The sequence below is a fragment of the Nostoc sp. PA-18-2419 genome (assembly GCF_005869855.1).
Lineage (GTDB): Bacteria > Cyanobacteriota > Cyanobacteriia > Cyanobacteriales > Nostocaceae > Nostoc.
Map to the genome: position 1 here is coordinate 179,882 of NZ_SZNH01000011.1, position 23,488 is coordinate 203,369.

The window sequence follows — 23,488 nt, forward strand, 5'->3', positions numbered from 1 at the left end:
ATGTTACCAATCTTTTATCTAAATTTCCATCTTTTGAGTGAATAAATTTTCTAGTTTTTGACTAGGCTATAAATTATCTACTAGCTCAGCGCAATCTATACATCATAAGCTCAATACAGCATTTAAAAGACTCAGTTAGTAGTTGTCTGTTAATTATGACAGTGCGATCGCAACTGCTACAACCAAGGTATGAGTTATAAGTTTTAATTCCTCACTCTTGACTCCTGGCTTGTTACACCTTTACTTCATCAGCAAAATTACTCCACCGGAGAAAGTGAAATGGCCCGGCTATAGAACCCCAGAGACGTTCATCGGTGTCTAAATCCCTTCCCCGGTCGAGACTGAAAAATTCTTTAGCGTCAATCTCAAATTCGTTATCAAGATAAGTATTTTTACCATCACGAACGACAATACACCCTTTACCAGGTTCAACCTTGCCTTTGAAGCTATCACCTGTCCACTCTACAACCATATTGCAACCTGACATTTTTTCTAATTGATCGAGGGATAAAACTTTTAGACGTTCGGGGTCTCGGGATGCGCCGTAAAATTTTTGTTCTTCCTTGAGTGTGTAGTGTTCGATGATAATGTGGTTGTCTGACTCGATCAAGTTCATCACCCGCATTCGGTAAGGTTGATTGAGCATAAAATGATAAGCTTGTTCGAGAAACAAGCTGACGCCTGAGAACAATTCCCAGGGTAAAGGACGGATACAAACACGAATGTGGGCATAAAAAGGTGGATTTTCAAAAGCTTGTTCTTGATTGCTAAAGTCAGCAGACATCCAGCGGGCTAAAGTGGCTATATCAGTAGAATGAGTCATTACAGACAAACAATTAGTTGTTTTAAAATTATCTTGAAGTATTGTAGACCTTGCTGATGGTAATGGGGAATGGGAAGTAGAAAGTGGGGATAATTGTTAATCTTTTATGCGTCAAACAAGTTGGCAGGGTTGAGAGCAGGAAATAGTAAGTTATGTGAGATTAACATAAATACCAATGCCCAATGCCCTGTTTGGTTAATTCCCGATTCAAGAAGGTAAAGTTACTATGCTACAGCGCTTAATTGTTATTGTTACTATTAGTATACTTTTTAGCAGTTCTTTGGCGCTAGCAGAAAGTAAAAAGCCCAAACCACCAGATAAATTTCCTCCTAATCCGCTAGAATTTACCACACCCGATCCACTTTTACCACGATCGCCCAAGGATAAAAAGCCGTTACCGTTAACTCCCCAAGAACGGCAAAGGTTAGAACCAGAATTAGATGAGTTAAACAAACAAGCTGCGGCGAAACTGCAAGCAGGGGATGAAGTTGCGGCCTTTGAAATTTGGAACCGAGAACTCCGCTTGCGGCGCTTTTTGGGTTCTCTAGCAGAAGTGCAAGCATTATCACGAGTCGGTGCGATCGCTTGGAATCAAAACAACCGCCAAGAAGTAGTATATATTACTCAACGATTGCAAGCAATTCAAAAGCAGACCCAACAAGAGAAAAAATCTAGCGAAATTGATTTAGAACTATGGCGATCGCTAGGTCAAGCTTACCAAAATGTGCGATCGCCTAAACAAGCTGTAGAAGCTTATAACCAAGTTTTGCTAGCAGTCCGACAACAAAAAGATACCGCAGCATTAGTAGAAACTCTCAAGACAATTGGAGAACTGCATCTGAGTTGGTTTGATTATCGCCAAGCTGCGCCAGTCTACGAGGAATTGTTGAGTTTAGCTACCTCCCAAGGGGAATATGTAAACGAGGTAACATATCTGCAACAATTGGCAGAGATTTACGCACAGACACAACAATCGCAGCAATCATTAAATGTACTTAACAAACTTGGAGAAATTTACACTAATGAAAATAATCTAATTAAAATACCAGAATTAAAGCTGGCGATCGCTTCAGATTATGAATCTCTGGGGAAGACTAATCCTAGTTTACTGGTAGAGGCTTTTAAAAATTATCAAGAAGCTTATACCACTGCTTGGCAATTGCAGGAGTTTGTTAGTGCTGGTGAAGCTTTGCAGAAGATAATTGCGCTGTACCGTTCTCAAGGACAAATAGATGAGGCTTTAGAGGCTAGCCAAATTCTTGTAGATACACAAACCCAAGCCGCCAACTTTTACGGGCTGATGCAAGCTTATGACGAAATTGGGCAATTGTATTTACAACGCAAAGAATATCCTCAAGCACTAACAGCTTTTCAAAAAGGGTTACAACTAGCGCAACAACTCAAACATCAAGAAGTATACTTTACTGAGCAAATTAAAAAAGTGCCGAAACCAAATTTTTAATAAGAATTCAGTCATCATAATTTAGTTGGGTACTCGAGTCCAATTGGCAGATGAATAATTAGGTTTAAGACCCCCAAAAAATATTGTGATTGCTTCTCGACGAAACGCTTAGCTTGCTTCTACATTCGCGTAGCATCCCGCACAGAAGTGGTACGTTCTACTCACAATGACATATTGTAAGTAGTTAAGCTGATATGATATGAGTAATTTTGAGTTTGATAAGGTAAGTCTCTTTATGGAGCCACAACTACAAAATTGGGGTAATTTCTGTCAATATTATTCAGCAGACTTGTATGGGACTTGGACTAGATATTTATTAAAGGAAAAATCTAGAGAATCTTTCCAATGTATTAGAAGTTTCTGTGCCAAAAATGATTGCAGTGAAATTTATCATCAGAATCATTATATTTATGCCGATGGCACTCAAGAGTCAAAAACTTTTAGTCCCTACTTAAAACCAATCACGAAAGGCTTATTTTTAGATACTTGCTTTTCCTGGGGATCTATAAGAGTAGAACCAAGTACTCCCTTTTTTTTTTGATACGTGTTTAAGAGATGAAGATAGGCGTGCGAGTGCCATAGCTAGATATGATGAAAGTGGCTCTTTACAACGGATTACTATTCTCATAGAACATTTAAACAGCTTTGCTGAAAGTTATCCTATTTCTCAAGTGAATAACGAGAACGATAACTGGCAAGGAATCCTTACAAAGATGACACCTGATTGGATAGTCCACCCAAAAACTGCAACTTCGTGGATACAACTTCATGAACTGTCAGAGAATAACCTGACTCTACATTTGAATGACGGGGTTTCTGCCAGTTTTCCGCAATATGTAGAAAATGGTGATACGTTTTTTTTGGCAATGGATTGGCTAAGTAGCCATACTTTATTGCAACGTGCTATTCGCCATTACAATCCATCAGGTTTTACAAGTTTAACCCTCGAAGTATTCACTTAGGCCTAACTAAATTTTAGGTAGAGAGCGTCAATCAATTTGATTTTCTAGCTGTCGTAAATTGTGTTGATGAGAAAATAGCGATCGCTCAAAACTACTATCCCGTTCAAAAAGGTAATAGAGAATAGAAAACAGGAAATATAAAAGAAGGGATAGATATGTTTTCAGTCTTGTTAAAAAATAAAATATAAATTCTATATAGTAGTTTTAGTATAAATTATAAGTATTTTTATTTTGTGCTAAAACCATAACTCTTTGTCAGCAACTAAGTAAAATACAAGTGGTAAATTATAAAAAAGTTAGCTGGTAAGACAGTCGTTTTAGTAGGAGGCAGGAGGTAGAACTATTACTCTTCATAGCATTCATGCTTGTCATTATGTCTTAAAGAGTGTAACTAACTACGGTTATACATAAATAAAGTCCGCTTGCGCGGACTGTGGACATTGGATAAGGTTAAGTTGTCACCAAGAGTGTCTACAAGATGTTAGACTCAATATTCATTCTTTCTTATAAAATGCAAAAAATCAAGTTAGTGAGATTTAATATTAGGACATAACTCCTGGGTATAAGTCTTTTTGAAAATTTAATTAAAAGTAGTTTATATGGAATTAAGTAGAAAGTAGGAGGCACAAGGTAAATTTCTAACTACACAAGGTTTAATTGGTTTGCATATATTTAATTATGTTTCCTTCCTTCATATCCAGTATCTAGTAAATGAAACAGCTATTTACCAAAATATATATAGCAAAATGTCCCTCAAAACTCATCTCAAAATAGTTATATATATTAGATTGATTCAGACATAAGTATCTTACTTATGTCTGAATTTTATTTAGTTTGAAAGATATTTTGTACCATTTTTTTGTCTGCATTCGCCGCCACTCTATCTAACTCTGTCATCTCGCTAGCGTCTAATTTCCAACCCAGCGCACCAATATTTTCCCTTGCTTGTTCCACACTCTTTGCTCCAGGGATAGGAATGGTTCCTTTACAGATGCACCAGTTAATTGCTACCTGTGACATGGTTTTGTTTCTGGACTCTGCCACTTCTTGCAAACATGCTAAAAGCGATCGCACTCCTGGTAAAATCTGTCTAAACAGCAGACCTCGGATACCTTTGGGTAAAGAACCTCCAACAGAGTATTTTCCTGTGAGTAACCCCAAAGCCAGAGGACTGTAAGCAATCAGTTTGATTCCCAACTCATCGCAAACATCTTTGAGTTCGAGTTGGGTAACAGGATATGTAGACAGCAGAGAATATTGAACTTGCAGAGTAGTGATGGGAACGCCTCGCTGGGCAAACTTTTTCTGTACTTGCTTGAGCCGTTTCGGGCCGTAATTGGATAGTCCTACTCCCTTAACCAACCCTTGCTCATAGACATCGGCCAAACCATCCAACAACCGCCCTTCTTGCCAGGGAGCATAATTTGCTGTAGACCAATGCATTTGTACTAAATCAACATTTCTTCCCAGACGTTGAGCAGATGACTGACAAGCCCTTACCATTGACTGGCGTGTCCATCTCCACGGGTAAGCAGCAAGCTTAGTAGCAATACAAATATTTTCTTGATTAGAACCTACATATTCTCGGTTGAATCGTCCTAAGAGTAGCTCACTTCGACCATTCAATCTCCCAGTTCCATAAGAATCACCTGTATCAAATAAAGTCACACCGTTGCTGACACATAGGTTAAACACGGCTTGCAACTGGTCATCCATGCTTTCGTCATATCCCCAAAGCAATTGATTGCCCCAGGCCCAAGTCCCGCAGCCCATGTTTGGCAGGAAGAGTTTTTGGAGAGTCTGCATGTTTTGCTTTCTATAGATTGCCTTAATAATTATCAGGCAATTCATTGGAACTAAGCTAAAACACTCGCACAGACTTATAATTAATTGTGGAAACTTCTACGCTGCTTATGCTTAGCGATCGCTTTGCGTTTGCGCTTTTGCAGAGGCGTTTCAAAGTGGCGATGCTTTCTGATATCTGGAAAAATTCCTGCCTTAGACACTTCTCGCTTAAATCTACGTAAGGCTGATTCTATTCCTTCATTTTCGCCTACGATTATTTGGGTCATATTATATTCCTACTAAGTTTGCTTGATTAGTGTGTATAGTAAACGCTTGTTTAACTGGAGCTTCAGAGGGTGTGGGGTGTGAGACTTAGACTGTGGACGCCGTATTTCTACGCACTGCGGATCTCGAAATACACTTTTTATTTTGGAGCGGTTGTTACCCACCCCTAAAGGATCTTTTTCTTTCCCTATTCCCAACACCCTAATCTTTGTAAAAAAAAGCAGACGCCTTGTCTGCCCTCAAGACCTTAGAGTTAAATTCTTAGTTCGATATTTTAGTAGCGTCGAGAGTATCCACCACCACCACCACTATTATTTCCTCTTCTACCACCACCAAAAGAACCTCCATCTGTCTTTGGTTTAGCTTTATTAACTTTTAAGCTTCGACCCATCCACTCAGCGTTATCAAGGGCTTCAATTGCTGCTGCTTCTTCTGCGTCTGTTTCCATTTTTACAAAACCAAAACCTCTTACCCGACCTGTTTCTCGGTCGATAGGCAATTGCACATCTTTTACAGTTCCATATTCTGAAAAGACTTGCCTGAGGTCATCTTCTTTAACCTCATAAGATAGATTACCGACGTAAATTGACATAAAGTATCTCCAGAAGCATGGGAGTGTAGAGATTTATATCCGGAGAGGTCTGTAATACAAGTATATATAATAACAAACTACACAGCCGAATCTAATCTTCCTTTGACACTTTAACACAAATTCAAAGGTGAATGTTCTCAAGCAACACAGGGAGTGGGAAATCGGGTAAGCACGGAGGTGTGGGAGATGGGGAAGAAATCTTGCCACCCTCTCTCCCTACACTTCCCACACTCCCTCATCTCCCACCACTCCCCCTTACAGGTACACCTGTAGCGTAAAATTAATTTCCATCCGGTATTTGCTAATCTGTTGACGCCATGTATTGCGACTACCTTATCCAAATCCTGACTGCCCGTGTGTATGATGTTGCCCAGGAAACACCACTGGAATATGCCCCAAATTTGTCAGCACGGCTGAATAATCAACTTCTGTTAAAACGCGAGGATATGCAGTCAGTATTTTCCTTTAAATTGCGGGGTGCTTATAATAAGATGGTGCAACTGTCACCAGATCTATTGGCACAGGGTGTAATCGCTGCGTCTGCGGGAAACCATGCTCAGGGGGTCGCTTTGGCAGCCGACCGTCTGCGAACGAGAGCGATTATTGTCATGCCGATAACCACACCTCAAGTTAAAGTGGATGCAGTTAAAAGTAGGGGCGGAGTAGTTGTATTACATGGAAATACTTATGACGATGCTTATAGTTATGCCCGTCAATTAGAAGCCGAAAAAGGGTTAACCTTCATTCACCCCTTTGACGACCCCTATGTAATTGCTGGACAAGGAACAATCGGCATGGAAATTTTACGCCAATATCAGCAACCCATCCATGCAATTTTTGTAGCCATTGGTGGAGGCGGATTAATTTCTGGAATTGGAGCTTATGTTAAACGGTTGCGTCCAGAAATTAAAGTGATTGGCGTTGAACCAGTCGATGCTGATGCGATGTCTCAATCTTTAAAAGCCGGACATCGAGTGCGCTTATCCCAAGTGGGGTTATTTGCCGATGGGGTAGCAGTACGAGAAGTAGGTGAAGAAACCTTCCGTTTGTGTCAGCAGTATGTAGATGAGATTATTTTAGTGGGTACGGATGATACATGTGCGGCGATTAAAGACGTGTTTGAGGATACGCGATCAATTTTAGAACCAGCAGGTGCATTGGCGATCGCCGCTGCCAAAGCCTACGCAGAACGAGAACAAATCCAGGGAAAAACCTTAATTGCTGTAGCTTGTGGTGCAAACATGAACTTTGACCGCCTGCGCTTCGTAGCAGAACGGGCAGAGTTGGGCGAACGCCGTGAAGCTATCTTTGCAGTCACAATTCCAGAGGAACGCGGCAGTCTTCGTAAATTTTGTGAACTGATTGGCAAACACAATCTCACCGAGTTTAATTATCGCATTGCCGATGCCAAAACAGCCCATATTTTTGTTGGTGTGCAAATTCAAAACCGTACCGATGCTTCAAAAATGGTAGAAACCTTTCAAGCTCATGGATTTGAAACCCTTGATTTAACGGACGACGAACTCACTAAATTACACTTGCGGCACATGGTAGGTGGACACTCTCCCCTTGCTTACAATGAATTGCTCTACCGTTTTGAATTTCCTGAACGTCCTGGTGCATTGATGAAGTTTGTTGATTCTATGAGTCTCAACTGGAATATCAGTCTTTTTCACTACCGCAACAACGGCGCAGACTACGGGCGAATCGTTGTTGGTATCCAGGTTCCTCCTTACGAAATGCAAGAGTGGCAAGCGTTTCTGGATACCCTTGGCTATCGCTATTGGGATGAAAACAAGAATCCGGCATACAAGCTGTTTTTGGGGTAAGTAGGGAGATGAGGAGATGGGAAGATGAGGAGATGAGGAGATGGGGGGTGAGGGGCAAAAATAATAACTCTTCACTCCTCAGTTAACAGTCAACACCCCCAATCCCTAATTCCGATAACTACCTTGCGATATCATATTGGAGTCCCAGGTGTACAAGCCGATTTGATCGGGAACCTTAGAAAATCTCCCTGTTCGATAGCCTCTGGATAATTCATTAAGCACCTTATTTTTAATCTCTCGAAGTTCCAGAGAACTTAGTTCCCCATAAATTCCAGCGATTACTTCAGCGACGGTAAAAACTTTACCTGGATTTTTTTCAAAAAGAGAGGTAAGAGCATCAATTAAGAATTGACCTTCAAAACCTTTGAGCATTGGTACTGTTTTTATTTTTGGAGGTACGAAAGCTTTCTTCTTTTTGTTTTTGATACTCCTAGAAGCACCATTGCCATTATTTGAGGTGACTAAACTTAAATCCAGAGTATAACAACCAGGTTCTTCGGGAATAATTACCCAGTAGCTCCTTTCTCTGCCTTGGGTGAGGGAAGATTGAACTCTACCTTTAACTACTTTAAACAGATTAGGATCTAAGTCTCCATAAAGCGATCGCACGATGAAATCGATATGACACACAATACCTGCCTGCTCTTGCAATAGCTGCTTTATAGCTTCCATTCGAGACAGAGATTGATACTGAGGTAGCATGGGGATTTCTGACACCTTAGCTGAGTTATCGTTGTTCTCTGTAGGTGCTTGTATTGGCGATCTAGTTGGAGGTTGATTTGCTTTTGTATCAACAACACCAAAGGAATTATTGATTTCAACATCGTCTAAGTCTTTTTCTTCTAACTCTATAGACTCAACTAAGTTGATTGGAGAGATGTCCTCACGGGGTGATAAAAAGCGCACAGAGCCATCTGGGGAAGAGTTTGAGGTTTCATCCACTGCCTTAAGTCTTGATATATGCTTGTTAGCATCAGAAAAAGACCAGTTAGATAACAATGCTTCTACATGATCGAGCTGCGATCGCGCTTCCACGAATAAGCGTTCGTACTCTTGTGTAAGACGAGCATAATAGTCTCGTAATTCCAATAATGGTGAGAGAAACGTGCCCGGAGGTGGTTCTAGTTGTCCTTTTGAATTCATAACGCTTCAATCAATTTAAATCGGTGTCACTTTTGTAAGACATTGGTCGGGGTTTAGCTTTGTGAGATGCTGGTTGGGATTTCTTCGGTGGTTGGGGAGGGCGACATCTCTCGCAAAATAGAGGTCGAGGTCCATAAGTTTCACGTTTTGTGACTTCGTTACACTCTTTACAGACAAACTGGAAAACACGAGTGTGAATCTCTCTTTTGTGCGCCCTGACAGTATATTCCCTAACATCAATGAATTTACTTGCCATAATTAGGAATGAATTTCCTTCGTATCAATGTCCTATCAATATAGCTATTCAAGCAAATGAAACTGCATCAGTGTGTGTTTATGTAGAAGTTTTATTCAAATCAATCAATTTGATGCCAAAGACAAGGTAAGAATATTGCTTGGCAGCAAATTCTGAGTTAGCGTTGACTATCCCTTGAGCATATACTTGGTGACGAGCAAAGATGATCGCCATTTTTAATAGTGCTTGATTTGAAAAACAATTCCTACTGCCTGTAATTAGGTGATTTTGCCTGAAGTGACGTACTGGCGATGGAGAGTGGGTAATCTTCAACTAAAGTACAATCCTTCTCAATAACCCAATGCAGTAAACAAAGCACTAGATCATCAGATAATCTTGGCTGCCAAAACAAGGCTAGCATGGACTCGTTTAGTTGGATAAGACTAGACTTCCACAACAATATCTTGAAGACCTTTTTGGGCTGCTCGAACAGACTGTAGAAATCTTACCAAACTATCCGCACTTTAACCCCTAACTTTATTCGTACACATGTAGACACAGCAGATTTTCAAAGCCTCAATCTGGGAATTTGGGGATGATTAAGTGCAAAATTATTTACTTACACTTTCATAAATTGAGAACTAAAATTATTACCTATGTATTTAATTGCCCATGATAAAATTACCCCATTGATAACCCTTCTTCCTTCTGGTAGAGGGATATCAATCCGCAAAGTCATTCTTGTATAAGGAACAACTACCTCCTGATTTTTAGGAGACGGTGATTATCGCTAATTAAGGTATGACCAAAAGTTTAAAAGCCCTGAATATTTAGTTATCAAATTCTTTGCCTGCACCACCCACTTGCACTAAAGCTTGTTGTAACTCACTAGATAGAGATTTGATGCGATCGCTATTATCTTGATTAATTGCCTGCCATAAATCATTTACTAGTGCTTCAATTCGAGAGCGGTGGCCTGGACTCACCTGACCACCCGATTCTTGCAGCTATTTATGGGCTTAATTATTAGTGAATCTGCTAGATTCTTTGTATCAATCTGTTGGTGGTGTTTTTGGTCTTCTTAAGCGTTGGTCTGTGCATCGAGCACCATGCGCTCTACATGGCGCTGATCGAGAGTGTAAGTACCTGTAGTAGAAATTGACTGCTGTTTACCTATAGTCCGGTCTTCAAGCGATTCATTTGTCGCTGTAAGGTATCGATTTCTTGGAATAGTTCCCAACGCTCACGAGCGCACAATGGTTGTAAGCGTTCAATATCCCGGAATGGTTCCCAACGAATGAGTGCCATAACTACCACCTCTAAGATGAACTATTTAGTGGCTCGATTTCAAGCTTTTTAGCTGGCGAACAACTAAATATAATACGTCTGTTAAGCAATCTTCAAATTTCGCTCAGCTCAATCTCAAGTTTCCTAGCTATCAACGCTAGATCGATATTCAAGTTCAGCAGGTTCGGTTTTATAGTCATAAGCGATCGCAATAACCGTACCTTTTAGGAGTTCACAAAAAATCTAACTTACGCATCAGCAATAAAAAATAAAAAGTTGTTAGTAGTCAATGATAATCAGAAAAACACTGAATCAATGACAACTAACAACTAAATGAGAAAACAATTTTAGATTACAGTCAATTTTGTAGCTCTACTGCTGACTTGGTGCAGCGGGTTGCGATTGAGGTTGTTGACGTAAACGGCGCAAAGACTCCCGCAACTTATTTTGGCTACTGTTTTGTGTTCGCTGCGGTCGATTTGTGGTTGGTTGTGAGTTTTGCGATGAATTGGTCGCTCGTTCACGGCGGATGCGGCGTAAAGTGTCTCTACCACTTCCTTGAGTGCGATTTATCCTCGCTTCAGATGATGAGCCTGAGGTAATAGTTCCTCTTCTTTGAGGTGCCAGCTGCCGACTCAATTGAGATTCTGCTGGTCTTGAGGCTGTTGCTTCATTAGATGGGGGTGTCAACTCTCGTCGTCTACGTCTTGGATTTTCCGGTGTGGAGTTAGCGGGTGCTGCTGCTTGCTGAGTTCTCTCTTCTGCTTCTCTTTGTGCTTGCCGTTCTTGAACTTGGCGCGATCGCCGCGAACCTTTTATAGCAAATTCAGTAGCAATAGATACTCCTTGTCTACCACCTTCTGAGGGTTTTAATTTCCAATCACGTGCTTGTCTGGCGGTTTCTTCATCTAATTCACGGTTTCCACTGGATTTAGCAATCCGCACGTTAGTAACATTACCTTCTTTGTCAGTATCAACAGCTACTTCTACTCTGCCTTCGACACCCCGCCGTCTTGCTGCCTCTGGATACTTGGCGTTACATTCACGGCAGGCTGCACGACCATTAGCATTACCTGAATTGTTAATTTGTGGAGGTGCTGGCGCTATTGGCGCTGTTGCTACTGTCGGACGGTTTTCTACTTGATTTCCTATACCCCTGCCAGAGCCAGAACCAATTCCTGAGCCTATACCACTGCCAGAGCCAGAACCAATTCCTGAACCTATACCACTACCAGAGCCAGAGCCAATTCCTGAACCTGTACCACTACCGGAGCCAGAGCCAATTCCTGAACCTGTACCCGAACCAATACCTGTACCTGAACCAGTACTTACAGCAACGCCAGAGCCAGAACTACCAGAGTTACCTGTAAGGACTGAACTACCGCCGCCACCGCCACCACCGCCACCACCGCTTCGAGGAGCAACAGTTTTTACCGCAACTTGTGGCTTGGGAGCAATTTCTCTATTTTGTGGCTGTGGTCTTTGAGTAGTCCGTTCTGGTTGCTGTTGAACAGGCTGAATTTTTGGTTTTTCAATAAGTTGTTGGACTGGTGGAGTTTCTATAGGCTGTTTTTGTACAATCTCTGGTTCTATTTTCTCTGGTTGTTTTTTGGGTTCTTCTGGAATTTGTTCAACTGGTTTTTCTGGTTCCGTAGTTGGAGAATCTATGATCGCCACCTCTATTGGTTGATCATTCTCTTCAGGCGCTATCGCTAAATAATTACCTATGCCTGAAGACAGTACGCCGATATGCAGCGCCAGTGAGCCTATCAGACTGTAAGCCAGAAAAGACTTGAGAGCCTCAACTTCTTTGGAACGTTGCTCGACAGTAATGCCGGAAAAGCTCATAGCTATTGCTACCCATTCTCACTAATTTAGTCATCTTAAAATGCATGGTTACAAATATCAAGTAAATAATTAAAATTACTATGGAACGACCTTACACAAGCCTCTGCTAGCAAAAATATCTTTTTAAACCACCGATATCATAGTTTTTGGACAAAATTAATTTTTGTTTCAAATAAATTAAATTATTTTATCTAAAACAAACGAACAAATAACTAAATAAAAATAATAGTATTAAGTATTTGAAAATTTTTCATTATATTTTATATTTTATTGAGAAAGAGTTTCAGTTTTTGTCTAGATTCTGGTAGTCTGAGTTTGTATTGTTGATGACGCTTAGAGGCACTACATGGGAATTCAAAATTTATTTGCAGCAGGTGGTGTGGTCATGTGGCCCCTGTTGGCGTTTTCAGTCTTAGCAGGGGCACTAATGATTGAACGGGCGAAGTTTTGGATACAGATTGGTAAACGTCAAAACCGGGTGGTGCGAGAGGTTTTAAATCTTTATCGACTTGATAATCTCGTTAGTGCTGTGGATAAGCTGCAAAAAAATGTAGATTTACCCGTAGCACGCATTTTTCTGGCTGGACTACAGTTAGAAAGACCGAATCCTGAAAAATTTCGTTTGGCTTTGAAAAGCGAGGCGCAAGCAGAAATCCCTCTGCTCAAGCGATTTCAAGCTGTATTTGACACCATTATCGGTTTAGCACCTCTGATGGGACTTCTGGGCACAATTTTAGGATTAATTCGCTCATTTGCTGGACTGAATGTTGGTGATGTCGGAGCTACTAAAACTGGTGCAGTTACTGCTGGTATTAGTGAAGCTTTAGTTGCTACCGCTACAGGATTAATTGTGGCTATTTTTGTGCTTTTAGGAGCCAGTATCTTCCGGGGACTATATCAACGGCAGATAGCAATGATTCAAGAGTTCGGGGGACAGCTAGAAATACTCTTCCTTGATCGCTATGAACAACATAACCGCTACGAACAACAGGAGAAGTCTTATGGATCTAGAGGATAATGAACCAGATTTACTACCATTTATCAATGTAGTACCTCTGATTGATGTGATGTTTGCCCTTTTGACATTTTTCATTATGTCAACGCTATTTTTAACACGCTCAGAAGGGTTGCCAGTAAATCTACCGAAGGCAGCCACGGCTAAGCAAGAGCAAACTCCCGCTAAAATTACCATTACGGTAGATGAAAAAGGTCAGGTCAGCGTAAACCGCGATCCAATAGCAGTTAATGATTTAGCAGGACGACTGCGGACTTTAGTTGGTTCTAACCCAGATTCATTAGTGATTATTAATGCCGACCAAAAAGTATTGCACGGTGAGATAGTGGGGATAATGGATCAAGTACGTCAGGTGAAAGGAGCAAGGTTAGCGATCGCTACTCAAAAATAAAAAGTAGAAATATTGTGTGTAAGAAGTTCAGAGAGTCAGGAAAATTCTATATTCTGACTCCTAATTTCTTTTTATTTAATGACACAATATAGCAACAACAATATTTAGAGGCGCTCAATACTTGAAAGTACTCTCTTAATGTATAAATAAAAATAGGTAGATAAACTGTGTAATAGTAATATGCCAAAACAATTGAGTGATTTTCAGGTTTTCCCCAAACATATTGGCACTTGGTCAGGTTACTGGATTAAAATGGATGCGAATGCTCAAGAAACAGAACGTTTTGAAGCAGAAATTACACAAAAGATAGTTGATAATCAATGGCTACAAACCAATACTTACCGTTATGGTGATGGTAGAATTGCCACTAACAATTTTGTTGGTCAGGTAATTAGTGATGATGAAATAGAAATAGAAGCAGTAGATGTTCCTGCATGGGCAAATTTCACCACTATTGCACGGGAACATGGAGATAGCATTATCATTTTTAATATCTGGAATAAAGCTACAGGTCAATTATTAGCAACTGAAATGATTAATCTGGTGAATAACGATAATAAATATCGTACTAGCCAAAGTTTTACAGAAGATGGGAAATTGAAAGGCTTAATGTTAATAGTTGAGAAGCGGATTTCTAGTTAAAAAAGGGTGTTGTTTTTATTATAATTAAGATGCGATCGCCCTGCCGTATCCCTGCGTCTTGGCGTCAGCCTAAATGATAAGTTTTTAAACGGACATGGTATAAGTCCTATATGTATAGCACTCTTTTTGCTTTTTAATAAATACAGTGGCGATGTTTACTACAAGCTATGCTTAGACATCTGCAATTGTTGAGAAATAAGTTTTAATAATAAGTTTTGATGAGAGTGTATAAAGAAGTGGTCGCCATCAAACATTTGTAATGAGAAAGTAGCGATCGTCTGCTCTCGCCATGCTTGCAGAGTTTCATGGCTAGTTTCTTGGTCTTGGGAACCACCGAAAACAGTAATTGGACACTCCAATGGTTGTTGGGGAGTGTAAATATAAGTTTCTAAAACTGCAAAATCTGCCCGTAAAACCGGGAGGAATATCTGCATCAGTTCCGGATTTTGTAGTACTGCTTTGGGTGTACCATTGAGAGTGCGTAATTCTTCGAGTAACTCCGGGTCTGGTAAAACGTGGATGGGTGGTTTTGTCGGGGGGATTTGTGGAGCGCGGCGAGCAGATATGAAAAGGTGAAACGGTTTAAGATTATATTCTAAGCGCAGTAAACGAGTTAACTCGAAGCTAACCAACGCACCCATACTATGACCAAAAAAGGCGAACGGTTTGTTTAAATATGGTAGAAGAACTGGAGCGATCGCCTTTACAAGAGCTTCTAACCGCGTAATCGGTGGTGAACTCATCTGTCTTCCCCGTCCCGGATATTCTACTGCACATACCTCGACATTACGAGGTAGGTTATTAGACCATGTGCGAAAAATCATCGAGTTACCACCAGCATAAGGAAAGCAGAATAAACGCAAGTTTGCTTGAGGATTTGGTTGAGAACAGGTAACCCAGGAATTGAAGCTTGGTGTAGTTGTCATAATATAACTTAGAGGATAATACAACTTTGCTTTAATTTTTAAACATATTCACTGATAATCTTATGACAGGAATGGAACCTTGGGCGATATCAGCCGTTAGCGGTGTCGCTGCTATGTTTTTCCAAATGAGTGGTCAGGTTTTAGAAGTATTGGGCAAAACTCTGGATGAAAAAACCAAGAAGTTAATTTTTGCCGCCTCAAATCAATATGAAAAGAACTACGAAGAACGGCATGGTATTCTTAAAGTCTTAGGAATGCGTGAACCTGTAAAGCTGGAATCGGTCTACACAGCAGTACAGTTTTTAAATGATGATACTATTCAAAGTTTTGAATCTATTGAAAATTTAGAAAAAGTCTATCGCCAAGCTAAAAGCCGAAGGTTTCAATCTCAAGATGCTCCTAAACAAGCAGGAATTAAAGTTGCTAATGATAAGCAATATCTAATGGTGCTAGGTGGACCAGGTGCCGGAAAGTCTACATTTATACGGAAGATGGGACTAGAAGCACTCAAAGGTAAAAAAGAAAGATTTAAACACGCTTGCATTCCAGTTTTTATCGAATTGAAAAGGTTTGCATCCAGCAATATCGATATTGAAAAGTTTATTGCTGAGGAGTTTCGTACTTGCGGCTTTCCATCACCCGAAAAATTTGCAGCTAAAGCTTTAGAAGAAGGTAAGTTACTAATTTTGCTGGATGGTTTGGATGAAGTACCAACAAAAAACTTAACCGAGGCAATTAGTCAAATTCAAAATTTTGTTGACAAGTACGATAAAAATCGCTTCATTGCCTCCTGTCGCACGGCGGCTTATCGCAGTGGTTTTCGCCGTTTTAGCGATGTGGCAATGGCAGACTTTGACGATAGTCAAATTCAGCAATTTATTTATAACTGGTTTCATTGTGAACCAGACAAACAAGCGAATACAGGCGATAAATGTTGGGAATTATTGCAAAAACCAGAACATGAAGCTGCAAAAGAGTTGGCGCACACACCTTTATTGCTAACATTTCTGTGTTTAGTTTACGATCGTTCCCAAAGTTTTCCAGATAATCGCAGTGTTCTTTACCGGAAGGCACTGCGGATATTGCTAGAGGAGTGGGCATCACAAAAGCGAATTCTCAGAGATGAGATTTATCAAGGACTACATACAGAATTAGAAGAGATATTATTATCAGAGATTGCATATCTTGGTTTTGAGTCTGACAGACTATTCTTTTCACAGCGTGATATTGTTGGGCAGATAAAAATATTCTTAGCGAGTAATCTGAATGCACCTCAGCATTTAGATGGGGAAGCAGTGCTGAATGCTATTGCTGTTCAACAAGGAATTTTGGTAGAACGCGCTGAGGATGTCTTTTCTTTCTCTCATCTAACGCTACAGGAATATTTAACAGCACAGTATATTGATGACCATCGCCAAGTTGAGAAGTTAGTTACTGAACACCTGACAGATAAACGCTGGAAAGAGGTATTTTTATTGGTAGCTGGATTGATGCGTGGTGGTGCAGATGATTTGCTGGTGCTGATGGAAAAGGAAGCGCAAAAATATATTAATACACCGAAGTTACAAGCTTTATTCAATTGGGCAGAACAGGTGACAGCTGGATCGCCAGGAGATTTTAAACCTGTGGGTAAACGTGCAGTTGCTATTGCCAACATTTACATCTACGCCTATGCGATCACCATCAGCAATGCCTTCTTTTACTCCAATGTCCTAGCCTACGGTAATGGCATCGCCATCGCCAATACCATCACTATAGCCTTCTCCTTCTCCTACGCCGTTGAATACAGCAACGCCATCACCAACACGATCTGCAATGCCAGTAAGCTTGAAAACTTAAAAATTTTTAACCAAGTTAACTTTACTGTGCTTATTGCTCGATTAGAAGCACTGAAAGCTAAAAGATTTGATAATCAACAAGTGCAGGCAGTGCGTCTGGCATTTATTGAGTGCATCAAACAAACTTGGCTTAATGCTTTTAATGCCACCTTAGAAATGATCGATTTATCAGAGGAAGAAATAAAAGCACTAGAAAATTATCTTTACGCCAATTACCTCATCATCCAGTGCAAACAAGCAGCAGTGCGGGTGTCGCCCCAAACTTGGGAAGCGATTGAGGCGCGGATGTTGTTGGTTCCAAGCGATTGATCGACAACAGAAAAATGATATCATCTCCGGTTAAACACTTGTCATTGCGTTGGCGGAACGCGTTCCTGTAGGGAACGAAGTGAATCAATCACAAGACCTCTGCGATTGCTTCACTTCGTTCGCAATGACATATCATAAGTAATTTGCCGGATATAATATGATTAGTGTTCTAGAATGCCTACTACAGTTCTGGATAAAAACGTAGCATTAATAATACATCTCGATGCATTGGCATTGCAGAGGCACGCATTAATAATGCAAGGGGATGCATTGGCATTGCAGAGGCACGCATTAATAATGCAAGGGGATGCATTGGCATTGCAGAGGCAAGCATTAACAATACATCTCGATGCATTGGCATTGTAGAGTATTGCCAAATTTAATTTGCTACAAATTAATCAAATGCTGTACTAAATTCTGTCGTCATAACACAAAGTTCTGTAGTTATGAATGGACAAGCTGTGATTTTTATCTTCACTTATTATATATATTATGTTCCCTGTTGATAAACACCTGAGATAATGCCTGATAAGCTTCAGTCCAAGCCGCCATCACTTCTTCTGTAGCTGCTTCTTGCAAAACATCTTTGATTGCTTGCAATAAACTTTCTCCAACAATTGGATATTGTTCTGGTGTAACACGCGTCTGCACGTGACGATGGGCAATCTTTTCCACCATCGGCATTAAAGCTTGTAGATTATCAATTTTGTTAGCATAGGCATAAACTGCTGTAGCCAATCTCGCAGGCTGAGAACCATCTGCTTGAGCAGAGATATTAAATTGTTTTTTGATTTCTGGATGCTTTTGAAACATAATTTCATACATCCGAGTTGTGATTTGCTGACCGTTCTTTTTCAAAACTGGTGCTGTAGATTTAACAATATCTATTGTTTGTTGGCTAATCATAGTTTTTTCAACCACTAGGAATATTGATTGATTTCAATTTAGTAGTTATTTCTAGCAGTTACTATGAGCTACCTCATATATAGCAAAATTCAGAATGTCAGCCAGTAAGGTGCGTTAGGCTAAAGCTGTAACGCACCAATATACAACAATGTAGAAAGCAGCTGTGTAGATTGATAACCGAGCATGATTTAATATGCACACAATTACTCCAAAGTCAACAAAAAGAGCTTGGGCAGGTGCGATCGCCGAACCAGCAACAGAATTTCCTCTTACGCAACTGCCAATTCTTTCTGGCAAAATCCCGGATGGCTTGCGTGGTAAGCTTTATCGCAATGGCCCCGCACGGCTAGAACGCGGTGGCATTCACATGGGACACTGGTTTGATGGAGATGGAGCAATTCTTGCTGTAAATTTTACCGATGCAGGAGCCACTGGAGTTTATCGCTACGTGCAAACCTCTGGCTATCAAGAAGAAGCCGCAGCAGGTACACTACTCTACGGCAATTATGGCATGACTGCACCAGGGCCAATTTGGAATCAATGGCAAAAGCCCATCAAGAATGCTGCCAACACTTCGGTGCTAGCACTTGCAGATAAACTTTTGGCACTGTGGGAAGGTGGTAAACCCCACGCCCTCGATTTAGAAACTTTAGAAACTTGGGGCGAAGATGATTTAGGGGGGTTAACTAAAGGATTAAACTATTCCGCGCATTGTAAGCGTGATGAGCAAACAGGAGAGATTTTTAACTTTGGCATCAGCCCTGCACTAAATGCAACGCTTAATATTTACAAAAGCGATTCCACGGGTCGGATTATCCAACAAGCCGCATACCAGCTAGATGGTGTACCATTGGTGCATGATTTTGTTTTAGCAGGACAGTATATTGTATTTTTCCTTCCGCCAGTGCAGTTGAATGTCTTACCCGTGCTAATAGGGACAAACAACTATAGTGATTCGCTAGAGTGGCAACCTAAATTAGGAACTCAGATTTTAGTTATTGATCGAGAAACCCTATCTGTAGTCAGTCGTGGAGAAACCGAACCTTGGTTCCAATGGCATTTTGCTAACGGTTATGTAGATGCTAGCGGCTCAGTGATTGTGGATATCGCTCGTTATGAAGATTTTCAAACTAATCAATATCTCAAGAAAGTAGCTACAGGTGAGACTCACACCCCAGCTAAAAGCACACTAACGCGAGTTCATCTGCATCCCCAAACTGGCAAAGTTACGTCAATTCAACAACTATTAAACGGACATTGTGAATTTCCGAATGTACCACAGCAAAACGTGGGGCAAGATTCTCGGTATACATATATGTCAACATTCCGTTCAGGAACGGATATTAGCCAAGAAATAGTAAATGCGATCGCTCGTTTTGATCACAAGACTGAAAACCTCACTGAAGCAGACTTAGGAGAAAATCGCTATCCTTCCGAACCCATACACGCTCAAGATAGCCAAAACCCTCAACAAGGTTGGGTGCTAACTGTTGTCTACGATGGTAATTCTCATAGTAGTGAAGTTTGGGTATTTGATAGCGATCGYCTAGATGCAGAACCMGTTTGTAAAYTAGGATTACCYAGYGTKATTCCYCACAGYTTCCACGGYACTTGGAAWCCAGCGTAAATTTTGCACTAATCTTAAATCCCAAATCAAAAATTATTTGGTCTTATGCAATTACAAGAACAACGCCAATATTCTCCTACAGAATACTTAGAATTAGAAGTCATTTGTGAGTATCGTAATGAATATATAAATGGTCAAATTATACCGATGATAGGTGGAACACCAAATCACAATCAAATAGCTGGTAATTTTTATCCAGCCCTTAATTTTGCTTTGAAGTGACAACCTTATCGAGTATTCGTAGCTGAGCAACGTTTATGGATTCCTCAAAAACAAATTTATACATATCCAGATGTCATGGTTGTTGCAGGCTCGTTAGAATTTGCCCAAGGACGTACAGATACAATTACCAATCCCTTGATAATTGCTGAAGTGCTATCTAAATCTACCAGAAGCTATGACATAGATGAAAAATTTGCGGCTTATCGGAGTATACCCGGTTTTCAAGAATATGTTTTAATTGACCAATATAAAAAGCATGTAGAACATTATTATAAAACTGATGATAAAAAATGGATTTTTTCAGAATATGAAGGTGAAAATAGTATTTTAGTCCTATCCTCAATTCAATTTGAAATCTCATTATTAGATATTTACGATAAAGTTGATTTTGAAATTAAAGAATAATCTGAATTATGTGTTATTGATGACAGCTATAAAAAAATATTTCACAAATTATTTAGAACTAGCTATATCCTATTAAAATTTGAGCAGACAATTTGAAGGGGGGCGCACAGTGGTCGATGATGGACGCATAGTCAATGCAGAACAGATTCATCTAAGGGACTTTTCCTGGCGATTATGGCCTCTTGTGCCACTTTACCCATATGGTAAGCGGCGGACAATCCGCAAAGAAGTCCTCAAGGACACAATCTGGAATTTTGACCAACTTCAAGGCATTTTTTACGTTGTTGTGCCAATTCGCATGACTGTAGTTAAGCTGGAAGCAGGGGGTCTGTTGATTTATGGGCCTGTTGCGCCCACCCCAGAGTGCATCCGGCTTGTGAATGAGTTGGCAGCCGAACACGGTAATGTTAAGTACATCATCCTGCCAACTGTCTCCGGTTTAGAACACAAGGTTTTCGTTGGCCCCTTTGCGAGATACTTTCCTACTGCACAGGTGTTTGTAGCCCCCAATCAATGGAGTTTCCCGGTAAATTTGCCCCTTAGCTGGCTTGGCTTTCCCGCCAAACGAACTCAGGTGCTTCCAGAAGATAGTAGCAAAACACCCTTTGCTGATGAATTTGATTATGCCATACTCGGCCCCATCAACCTTGGGACTGGTTGGTTTGCGGAAGTTGCTTTTTTTCACAAGCGATCGCATACTCTACTGGTAACAGATTCAGTGCTTTCAGTTCCAGAAGATCCACCTGCGATCGTCCAATTAGATCCATATCCGTTGCTATTTCATGCTAAGGATAAAGCTAGTGACATGATTGCAGACATGCAGGCAAATCGTTGCAAAGGATGGCAGCGCATCTGTTTGTTTACTTTATACTTTCAACCAAGCAGATTAGAAATACGTCCTTGGGGTCAGGTGTTCCAAAATGCCTTAAAAGCACCAGAACGCTCAAAAAAAGCTTATTTTGGATTGTATCCTTTTAAATGGCAGAATGATTGGCAGCGATCGTTTGATGCCCTGCGGGGTAATGGTCGGTTATTCGTAGCACCAATTTTACAGACTCTAATTCTCAACCGCGCACCTAAAGAAACCATTGACTGGGCTGATAAAGTTACAAGTTGGAACTTCGAGTGGATTATTCCTTCTCACTTTGATGCACCAATTAAAGCCGAACCGTATCAGTTTCGTCAAGCTTTCTGTTTCTTGGAAAAGCAACCTGTAAGTGCAGATTTGTTTAACAGTAATAGCTATCCCTTACTAGAAGAAGATTTGAAAACACTCAAGAAAATTGATACAGGTTTAAATAAATTTGGCATCGTCCCACCAATAAAGGATAAGGTGTAGGAGAAACAGAGGTGGGGAAGGTGGGGCCCCCTCTGGGGATAAGGGGAGATGGGGAGAGAACAACTCCTAACTCAGCATTGCTTACTCAGCACTTTCTGCCAACATTGGCTCTGGCAAATAGAGACGTTCTTCCCTAGAATCATACTCAAATAGTTCTGCGTAACGACCCCAGTCAACTGCGGTAGCAAATTGTCGTTCTGCTTCTGCATGAGGAAAATGTTCATCCAATAAATCTAGGAAGAAATCCGCGCGCATTGAACCATTACGTTTTTCACGCAGTGTTTGTAGTATGCTGACCAACAAAGGTACATTTTGCAAAACTTGCTGCTGAAACAAATCTTTACTTCGTAGAATCGTAGTGGTAGCAAAGTCACGCCCAATGTCGGTTAGTTGGACATCACCTTGTGTGACTTTTGCAAAGCGCAACAACACAGCGCCATCCAAAATCGGTAAAAGGTCATCCACCTCTAGTTGCAGCCGTTCTGCTAACTTAGGAATATCTTCCTTGCCTTCTGGTTGCTCAACAATTAATTCCAAAAGACCGCTGATCCCACCAACTCGTACATGAGGTAGCGATTGGGCATAAGGTGATTTCGATGTTTCTGTTGGTGCTTTAGTGGCTGCTACTGTAACTTCTCCAGTGACTTCGGCTTCTGGGTTGGTCATCACCGTATATATATAGTCTACTAAAGCTTTGAAACGGGGGTGATTGCGATCGTGGGGGCGTGGCAAATCAATAACAACTTCGCCACGAACGCGCCCCGGATTTGCTCCCAAAATAATCACTCGGTCTGCTAAAAATACTGCCTCCTCTATGTTGTGAGTGACAATTAATATACTTTTTGACGGAAAACTACCAGCATTCCAGAGGTCATCAATTTCACCCCGCAGGTTCTCAGCCGTCAGGACATCCAACGCGCTAAATGGCTCATCCATAAATAATACTTGCGGTTCAATCACAAATGCCCGTGCAAAACCAACTCGCTGTTTCATCCCACCGGATAACTCTTTGGGATAGGCACTTTCAAAACCATCTAAACCCACCAAGTCAATAGCTTTGAGGGCGCGTTGTCGTCGTAATTCTCGATTCACTCCTTGGGCTTCTAATCCCAGTTCCACATTTTGTTGTACTGTCAGCCAAGGTAGCAGCGCAAAGCTTTGAAAAACCATTGCCACATCTTTATTAGCACTACGTAAGGGTTTGCCATTGCTAATCACTTGTCCATCGGTGGGTGGAATCAAGCCTGCCATAATTCTCAGCAGGGTACTTTTACCACTACCACTACGGCCAAGTAAAGCGACAACTTCACCTGAATTTACCTTGGCGTTAATGTGACGCAGAACTGTAAACTCGCCTTTGCCATCGGGAAGGGGAAAACTTTTATTAACCTCTTCAACGCCGATTAGTACTTGCTCTGTAGTTTGTGTGATTTTTGTCATAATTACACTACTTTTTACTCAGGTTTACTGTGCAGGACTGAAGTTGTGCGTCATCAGTGCGAGTGAATTAACATGAGTTCGATGAACCTCTCCCTCTCCCTGCCTTGAACTTTAGTTCAAGTCTGTCCCTCTCCGAATTCGGGAGGGACGGTTTTGCTTAGTAAAACCTCTAAGAGG

At 40.8% G+C, this 23,488-nt stretch carries 24 protein-coding genes and 2 pseudogenes; 12 read left to right on the forward strand and 14 right to left on the reverse strand.

Annotated elements, in window-relative coordinates:
* Positions 1–232: 232 nt before the first annotated feature.
* Complete coding sequence (locus FCR06_RS14115) at positions 233–823, reverse strand: chromophore lyase CpcT/CpeT (RefSeq protein WP_138500651.1); 591 nt, start codon at positions 821–823, stop codon at positions 233–235.
* Between the two features lie 226 nt (positions 824–1,049).
* On the opposite strand from FCR06_RS14115, the gene FCR06_RS14120 reads away from it, so the two are divergent.
* The 3 genes from FCR06_RS14120 to FCR06_RS34785 all read left to right on the forward strand — a co-directional run bounded on the left by FCR06_RS14120 (position 1,050) and on the right by FCR06_RS34785 (position 3,247).
* A complete protein-coding gene (locus FCR06_RS14120) occupies positions 1,050–2,285 on the forward strand; it encodes a tetratricopeptide repeat protein (RefSeq protein ID WP_138500653.1) in 1,236 nt (411 codons plus the stop codon).
* A gap of 235 nt (positions 2,286–2,520) precedes the next feature.
* The gene (locus FCR06_RS34255) at positions 2,521–2,826 is read left to right on the forward strand and encodes a DUF3598 family protein (protein WP_262984671.1); all 306 of its coding nucleotides are present in this window, start codon (positions 2,521–2,523) and stop codon (positions 2,824–2,826) included.
* Between the two features lie 172 nt (positions 2,827–2,998).
* A complete protein-coding gene (locus FCR06_RS34785) occupies positions 2,999–3,247 on the forward strand; it encodes a hypothetical protein (RefSeq protein WP_411268000.1) in 249 nt (82 codons plus the stop codon).
* Between the two features lie 825 nt (positions 3,248–4,072).
* Here the strand turns inward: FCR06_RS34785 and FCR06_RS14130 are convergent.
* The 3 genes from FCR06_RS14130 to FCR06_RS14140 all read right to left on the reverse strand — a co-directional run bounded on the left by FCR06_RS14130 (position 4,073) and on the right by FCR06_RS14140 (position 5,909).
* The gene (locus FCR06_RS14130; RefSeq protein ID WP_138500655.1) at positions 4,073–5,053 is read right to left on the reverse strand and encodes an aldo/keto reductase; all 981 of its coding nucleotides are present in this window, start codon (positions 5,051–5,053) and stop codon (positions 4,073–4,075) included.
* An 80-nt stretch (positions 5,054–5,133) separates the two neighbouring features.
* On the reverse strand, positions 5,134–5,319 hold the full coding sequence (rpsU, locus tag FCR06_RS14135; protein ID WP_138500657.1) for a 30S ribosomal protein S21: 186 nt from the start codon (positions 5,317–5,319) through the stop codon (positions 5,134–5,136).
* Positions 5,320–5,591: 272 nt separating this feature from the next.
* Positions 5,592–5,909 (reverse strand): RNA recognition motif domain-containing protein, encoded by a 318-nt coding sequence (locus tag FCR06_RS14140; protein ID WP_138500659.1) that lies wholly within the window; start codon positions 5,907–5,909, stop codon positions 5,592–5,594.
* A 131-nt stretch (positions 5,910–6,040) separates the two neighbouring features.
* On the opposite strand from FCR06_RS14140, the gene FCR06_RS32630 reads away from it, so the two are divergent.
* Together FCR06_RS32630 and ilvA are read left to right on the forward strand one after the other, a co-directional pair.
* A complete protein-coding gene (locus tag FCR06_RS32630) occupies positions 6,041–6,187 on the forward strand; it encodes a hypothetical protein (protein WP_189523422.1) in 147 nt (48 codons plus the stop codon).
* Between the two features lie 39 nt (positions 6,188–6,226).
* On the forward strand, positions 6,227–7,738 hold the full coding sequence (ilvA, locus tag FCR06_RS14145; RefSeq protein WP_138500661.1) for a threonine ammonia-lyase, biosynthetic: 1,512 nt from the start codon (positions 6,227–6,229) through the stop codon (positions 7,736–7,738).
* 105 nt (positions 7,739–7,843) lie between these two features.
* Here ilvA and FCR06_RS14150 read toward each other — a convergent pair whose 3' ends face one another.
* The 6 genes and pseudogenes from FCR06_RS14150 to FCR06_RS14165 form a co-directional block, all read right to left on the reverse strand.
* The gene (locus FCR06_RS14150; RefSeq protein ID WP_138500663.1) at positions 7,844–8,881 is read right to left on the reverse strand and encodes a hypothetical protein; all 1,038 of its coding nucleotides are present in this window, start codon (positions 8,879–8,881) and stop codon (positions 7,844–7,846) included.
* Positions 8,882–8,891: 10 nt separating this feature from the next.
* Positions 8,892–9,137 (reverse strand): hypothetical protein, encoded by a 246-nt coding sequence (locus FCR06_RS14155; protein WP_138500665.1) that lies wholly within the window; start codon positions 9,135–9,137, stop codon positions 8,892–8,894.
* A 78-nt stretch (positions 9,138–9,215) separates the two neighbouring features.
* Positions 9,216–9,350: a hypothetical protein gene (locus tag FCR06_RS34265; RefSeq protein ID WP_262984669.1), complete on the reverse strand. Its 135-nt coding sequence runs from the start codon at positions 9,348–9,350 to the stop codon at positions 9,216–9,218.
* Positions 9,351–9,946: 596 nt separating this feature from the next.
* Positions 9,947–10,102 (reverse strand): hypothetical protein, encoded by a 156-nt coding sequence (locus FCR06_RS32635; RefSeq protein ID WP_189523423.1) that lies wholly within the window; start codon positions 10,100–10,102, stop codon positions 9,947–9,949.
* Between the two features lie 202 nt (positions 10,103–10,304).
* Positions 10,305–10,424, reverse strand: a pseudogene (locus FCR06_RS14160) (Hsp20/alpha crystallin family protein); the annotation flags it as partial.
* Positions 10,425–10,775: 351 nt separating this feature from the next.
* Complete coding sequence (locus FCR06_RS14165) at positions 10,776–12,251, reverse strand: energy transducer TonB (RefSeq protein WP_138500667.1); 1,476 nt, start codon at positions 12,249–12,251, stop codon at positions 10,776–10,778.
* Between the two features lie 346 nt (positions 12,252–12,597).
* On the opposite strand from FCR06_RS14165, the gene FCR06_RS14170 reads away from it, so the two are divergent.
* The 3 genes from FCR06_RS14170 (at position 12,598) to FCR06_RS14180 (ending at position 14,299) form a co-directional block, all read left to right on the forward strand.
* Positions 12,598–13,269, forward strand: a complete 672-nt coding sequence (locus FCR06_RS14170; RefSeq protein WP_138500669.1) for a MotA/TolQ/ExbB proton channel family protein — start codon at positions 12,598–12,600, stop codon at positions 13,267–13,269.
* A complete protein-coding gene (locus tag FCR06_RS14175; protein WP_138500670.1) occupies positions 13,253–13,657 on the forward strand; it encodes an ExbD/TolR family protein in 405 nt (134 codons plus the stop codon). Before FCR06_RS14170 ends, FCR06_RS14175 begins: the two co-directional genes overlap by 17 nt.
* Positions 13,658–13,837: 180 nt before the next feature.
* Positions 13,838–14,299 carry a DUF3598 family protein gene (locus FCR06_RS14180; protein ID WP_138500671.1) on the forward strand — a complete coding sequence of 154 codons (462 nt, stop codon included), beginning with the start codon at positions 13,838–13,840 and terminating at the stop codon, positions 14,297–14,299.
* Positions 14,300–14,457: 158 nt separating this feature from the next.
* Here the strand turns inward: FCR06_RS14180 and FCR06_RS14185 are convergent, their stop codons facing one another.
* Positions 14,458–15,225: a thioesterase II family protein gene (locus FCR06_RS14185; RefSeq protein ID WP_138500672.1), complete on the reverse strand. Its 768-nt coding sequence runs from the start codon at positions 15,223–15,225 to the stop codon at positions 14,458–14,460.
* A gap of 62 nt (positions 15,226–15,287) precedes the next feature.
* Between FCR06_RS14185 and FCR06_RS14190 the strand changes: the two genes are divergently transcribed.
* Positions 15,288–17,372, forward strand: coding sequence for an NACHT domain-containing protein (locus tag FCR06_RS14190; RefSeq protein WP_138500673.1), 2,085 nt, complete (start codon positions 15,288–15,290; stop codon positions 17,370–17,372).
* A gap of 181 nt (positions 17,373–17,553) precedes the next feature.
* Here FCR06_RS14190 and FCR06_RS14195 read toward each other — a convergent pair whose 3' ends face one another.
* Positions 17,554–17,733, reverse strand: a complete 180-nt coding sequence (locus FCR06_RS14195; protein WP_138500674.1) for a hypothetical protein — start codon at positions 17,731–17,733, stop codon at positions 17,554–17,556.
* Between the two features lie 113 nt (positions 17,734–17,846).
* Positions 17,847–18,278, reverse strand: coding sequence for a globin domain-containing protein (locus FCR06_RS14200; RefSeq protein WP_138500675.1), 432 nt, complete (start codon positions 18,276–18,278; stop codon positions 17,847–17,849).
* 193 nt (positions 18,279–18,471) lie between these two features.
* Here FCR06_RS14200 and FCR06_RS14205 point away from each other — a divergent pair, with 193 nt between their 5' ends.
* The 3 genes and pseudogenes from FCR06_RS14205 to FCR06_RS14215 all read left to right on the forward strand — a co-directional run bounded on the left by FCR06_RS14205 (position 18,472) and on the right by FCR06_RS14215 (position 21,871).
* Positions 18,472–19,905, forward strand: a complete 1,434-nt coding sequence (locus tag FCR06_RS14205) for a carotenoid oxygenase family protein (RefSeq protein WP_138500676.1) — start codon at positions 18,472–18,474, stop codon at positions 19,903–19,905.
* 45 nt (positions 19,906–19,950) lie between these two features.
* Positions 19,951–20,532 (forward strand): annotated as a pseudogene (locus tag FCR06_RS14210) (Uma2 family endonuclease).
* Between the two features lie 109 nt (positions 20,533–20,641).
* Positions 20,642–21,871, forward strand: a complete 1,230-nt coding sequence (locus tag FCR06_RS14215) for a DUF4336 domain-containing protein (RefSeq protein WP_138500739.1) — start codon at positions 20,642–20,644, stop codon at positions 21,869–21,871.
* Between the two features lie 81 nt (positions 21,872–21,952).
* Here FCR06_RS14215 and FCR06_RS14220 read toward each other — a convergent pair whose 3' ends face one another.
* Positions 21,953–23,311, reverse strand: coding sequence for an AAA-associated domain-containing protein (locus tag FCR06_RS14220; protein ID WP_138500677.1), 1,359 nt, complete (start codon positions 23,309–23,311; stop codon positions 21,953–21,955).
* Positions 23,312–23,488: the final 177 nt, after the last annotated feature.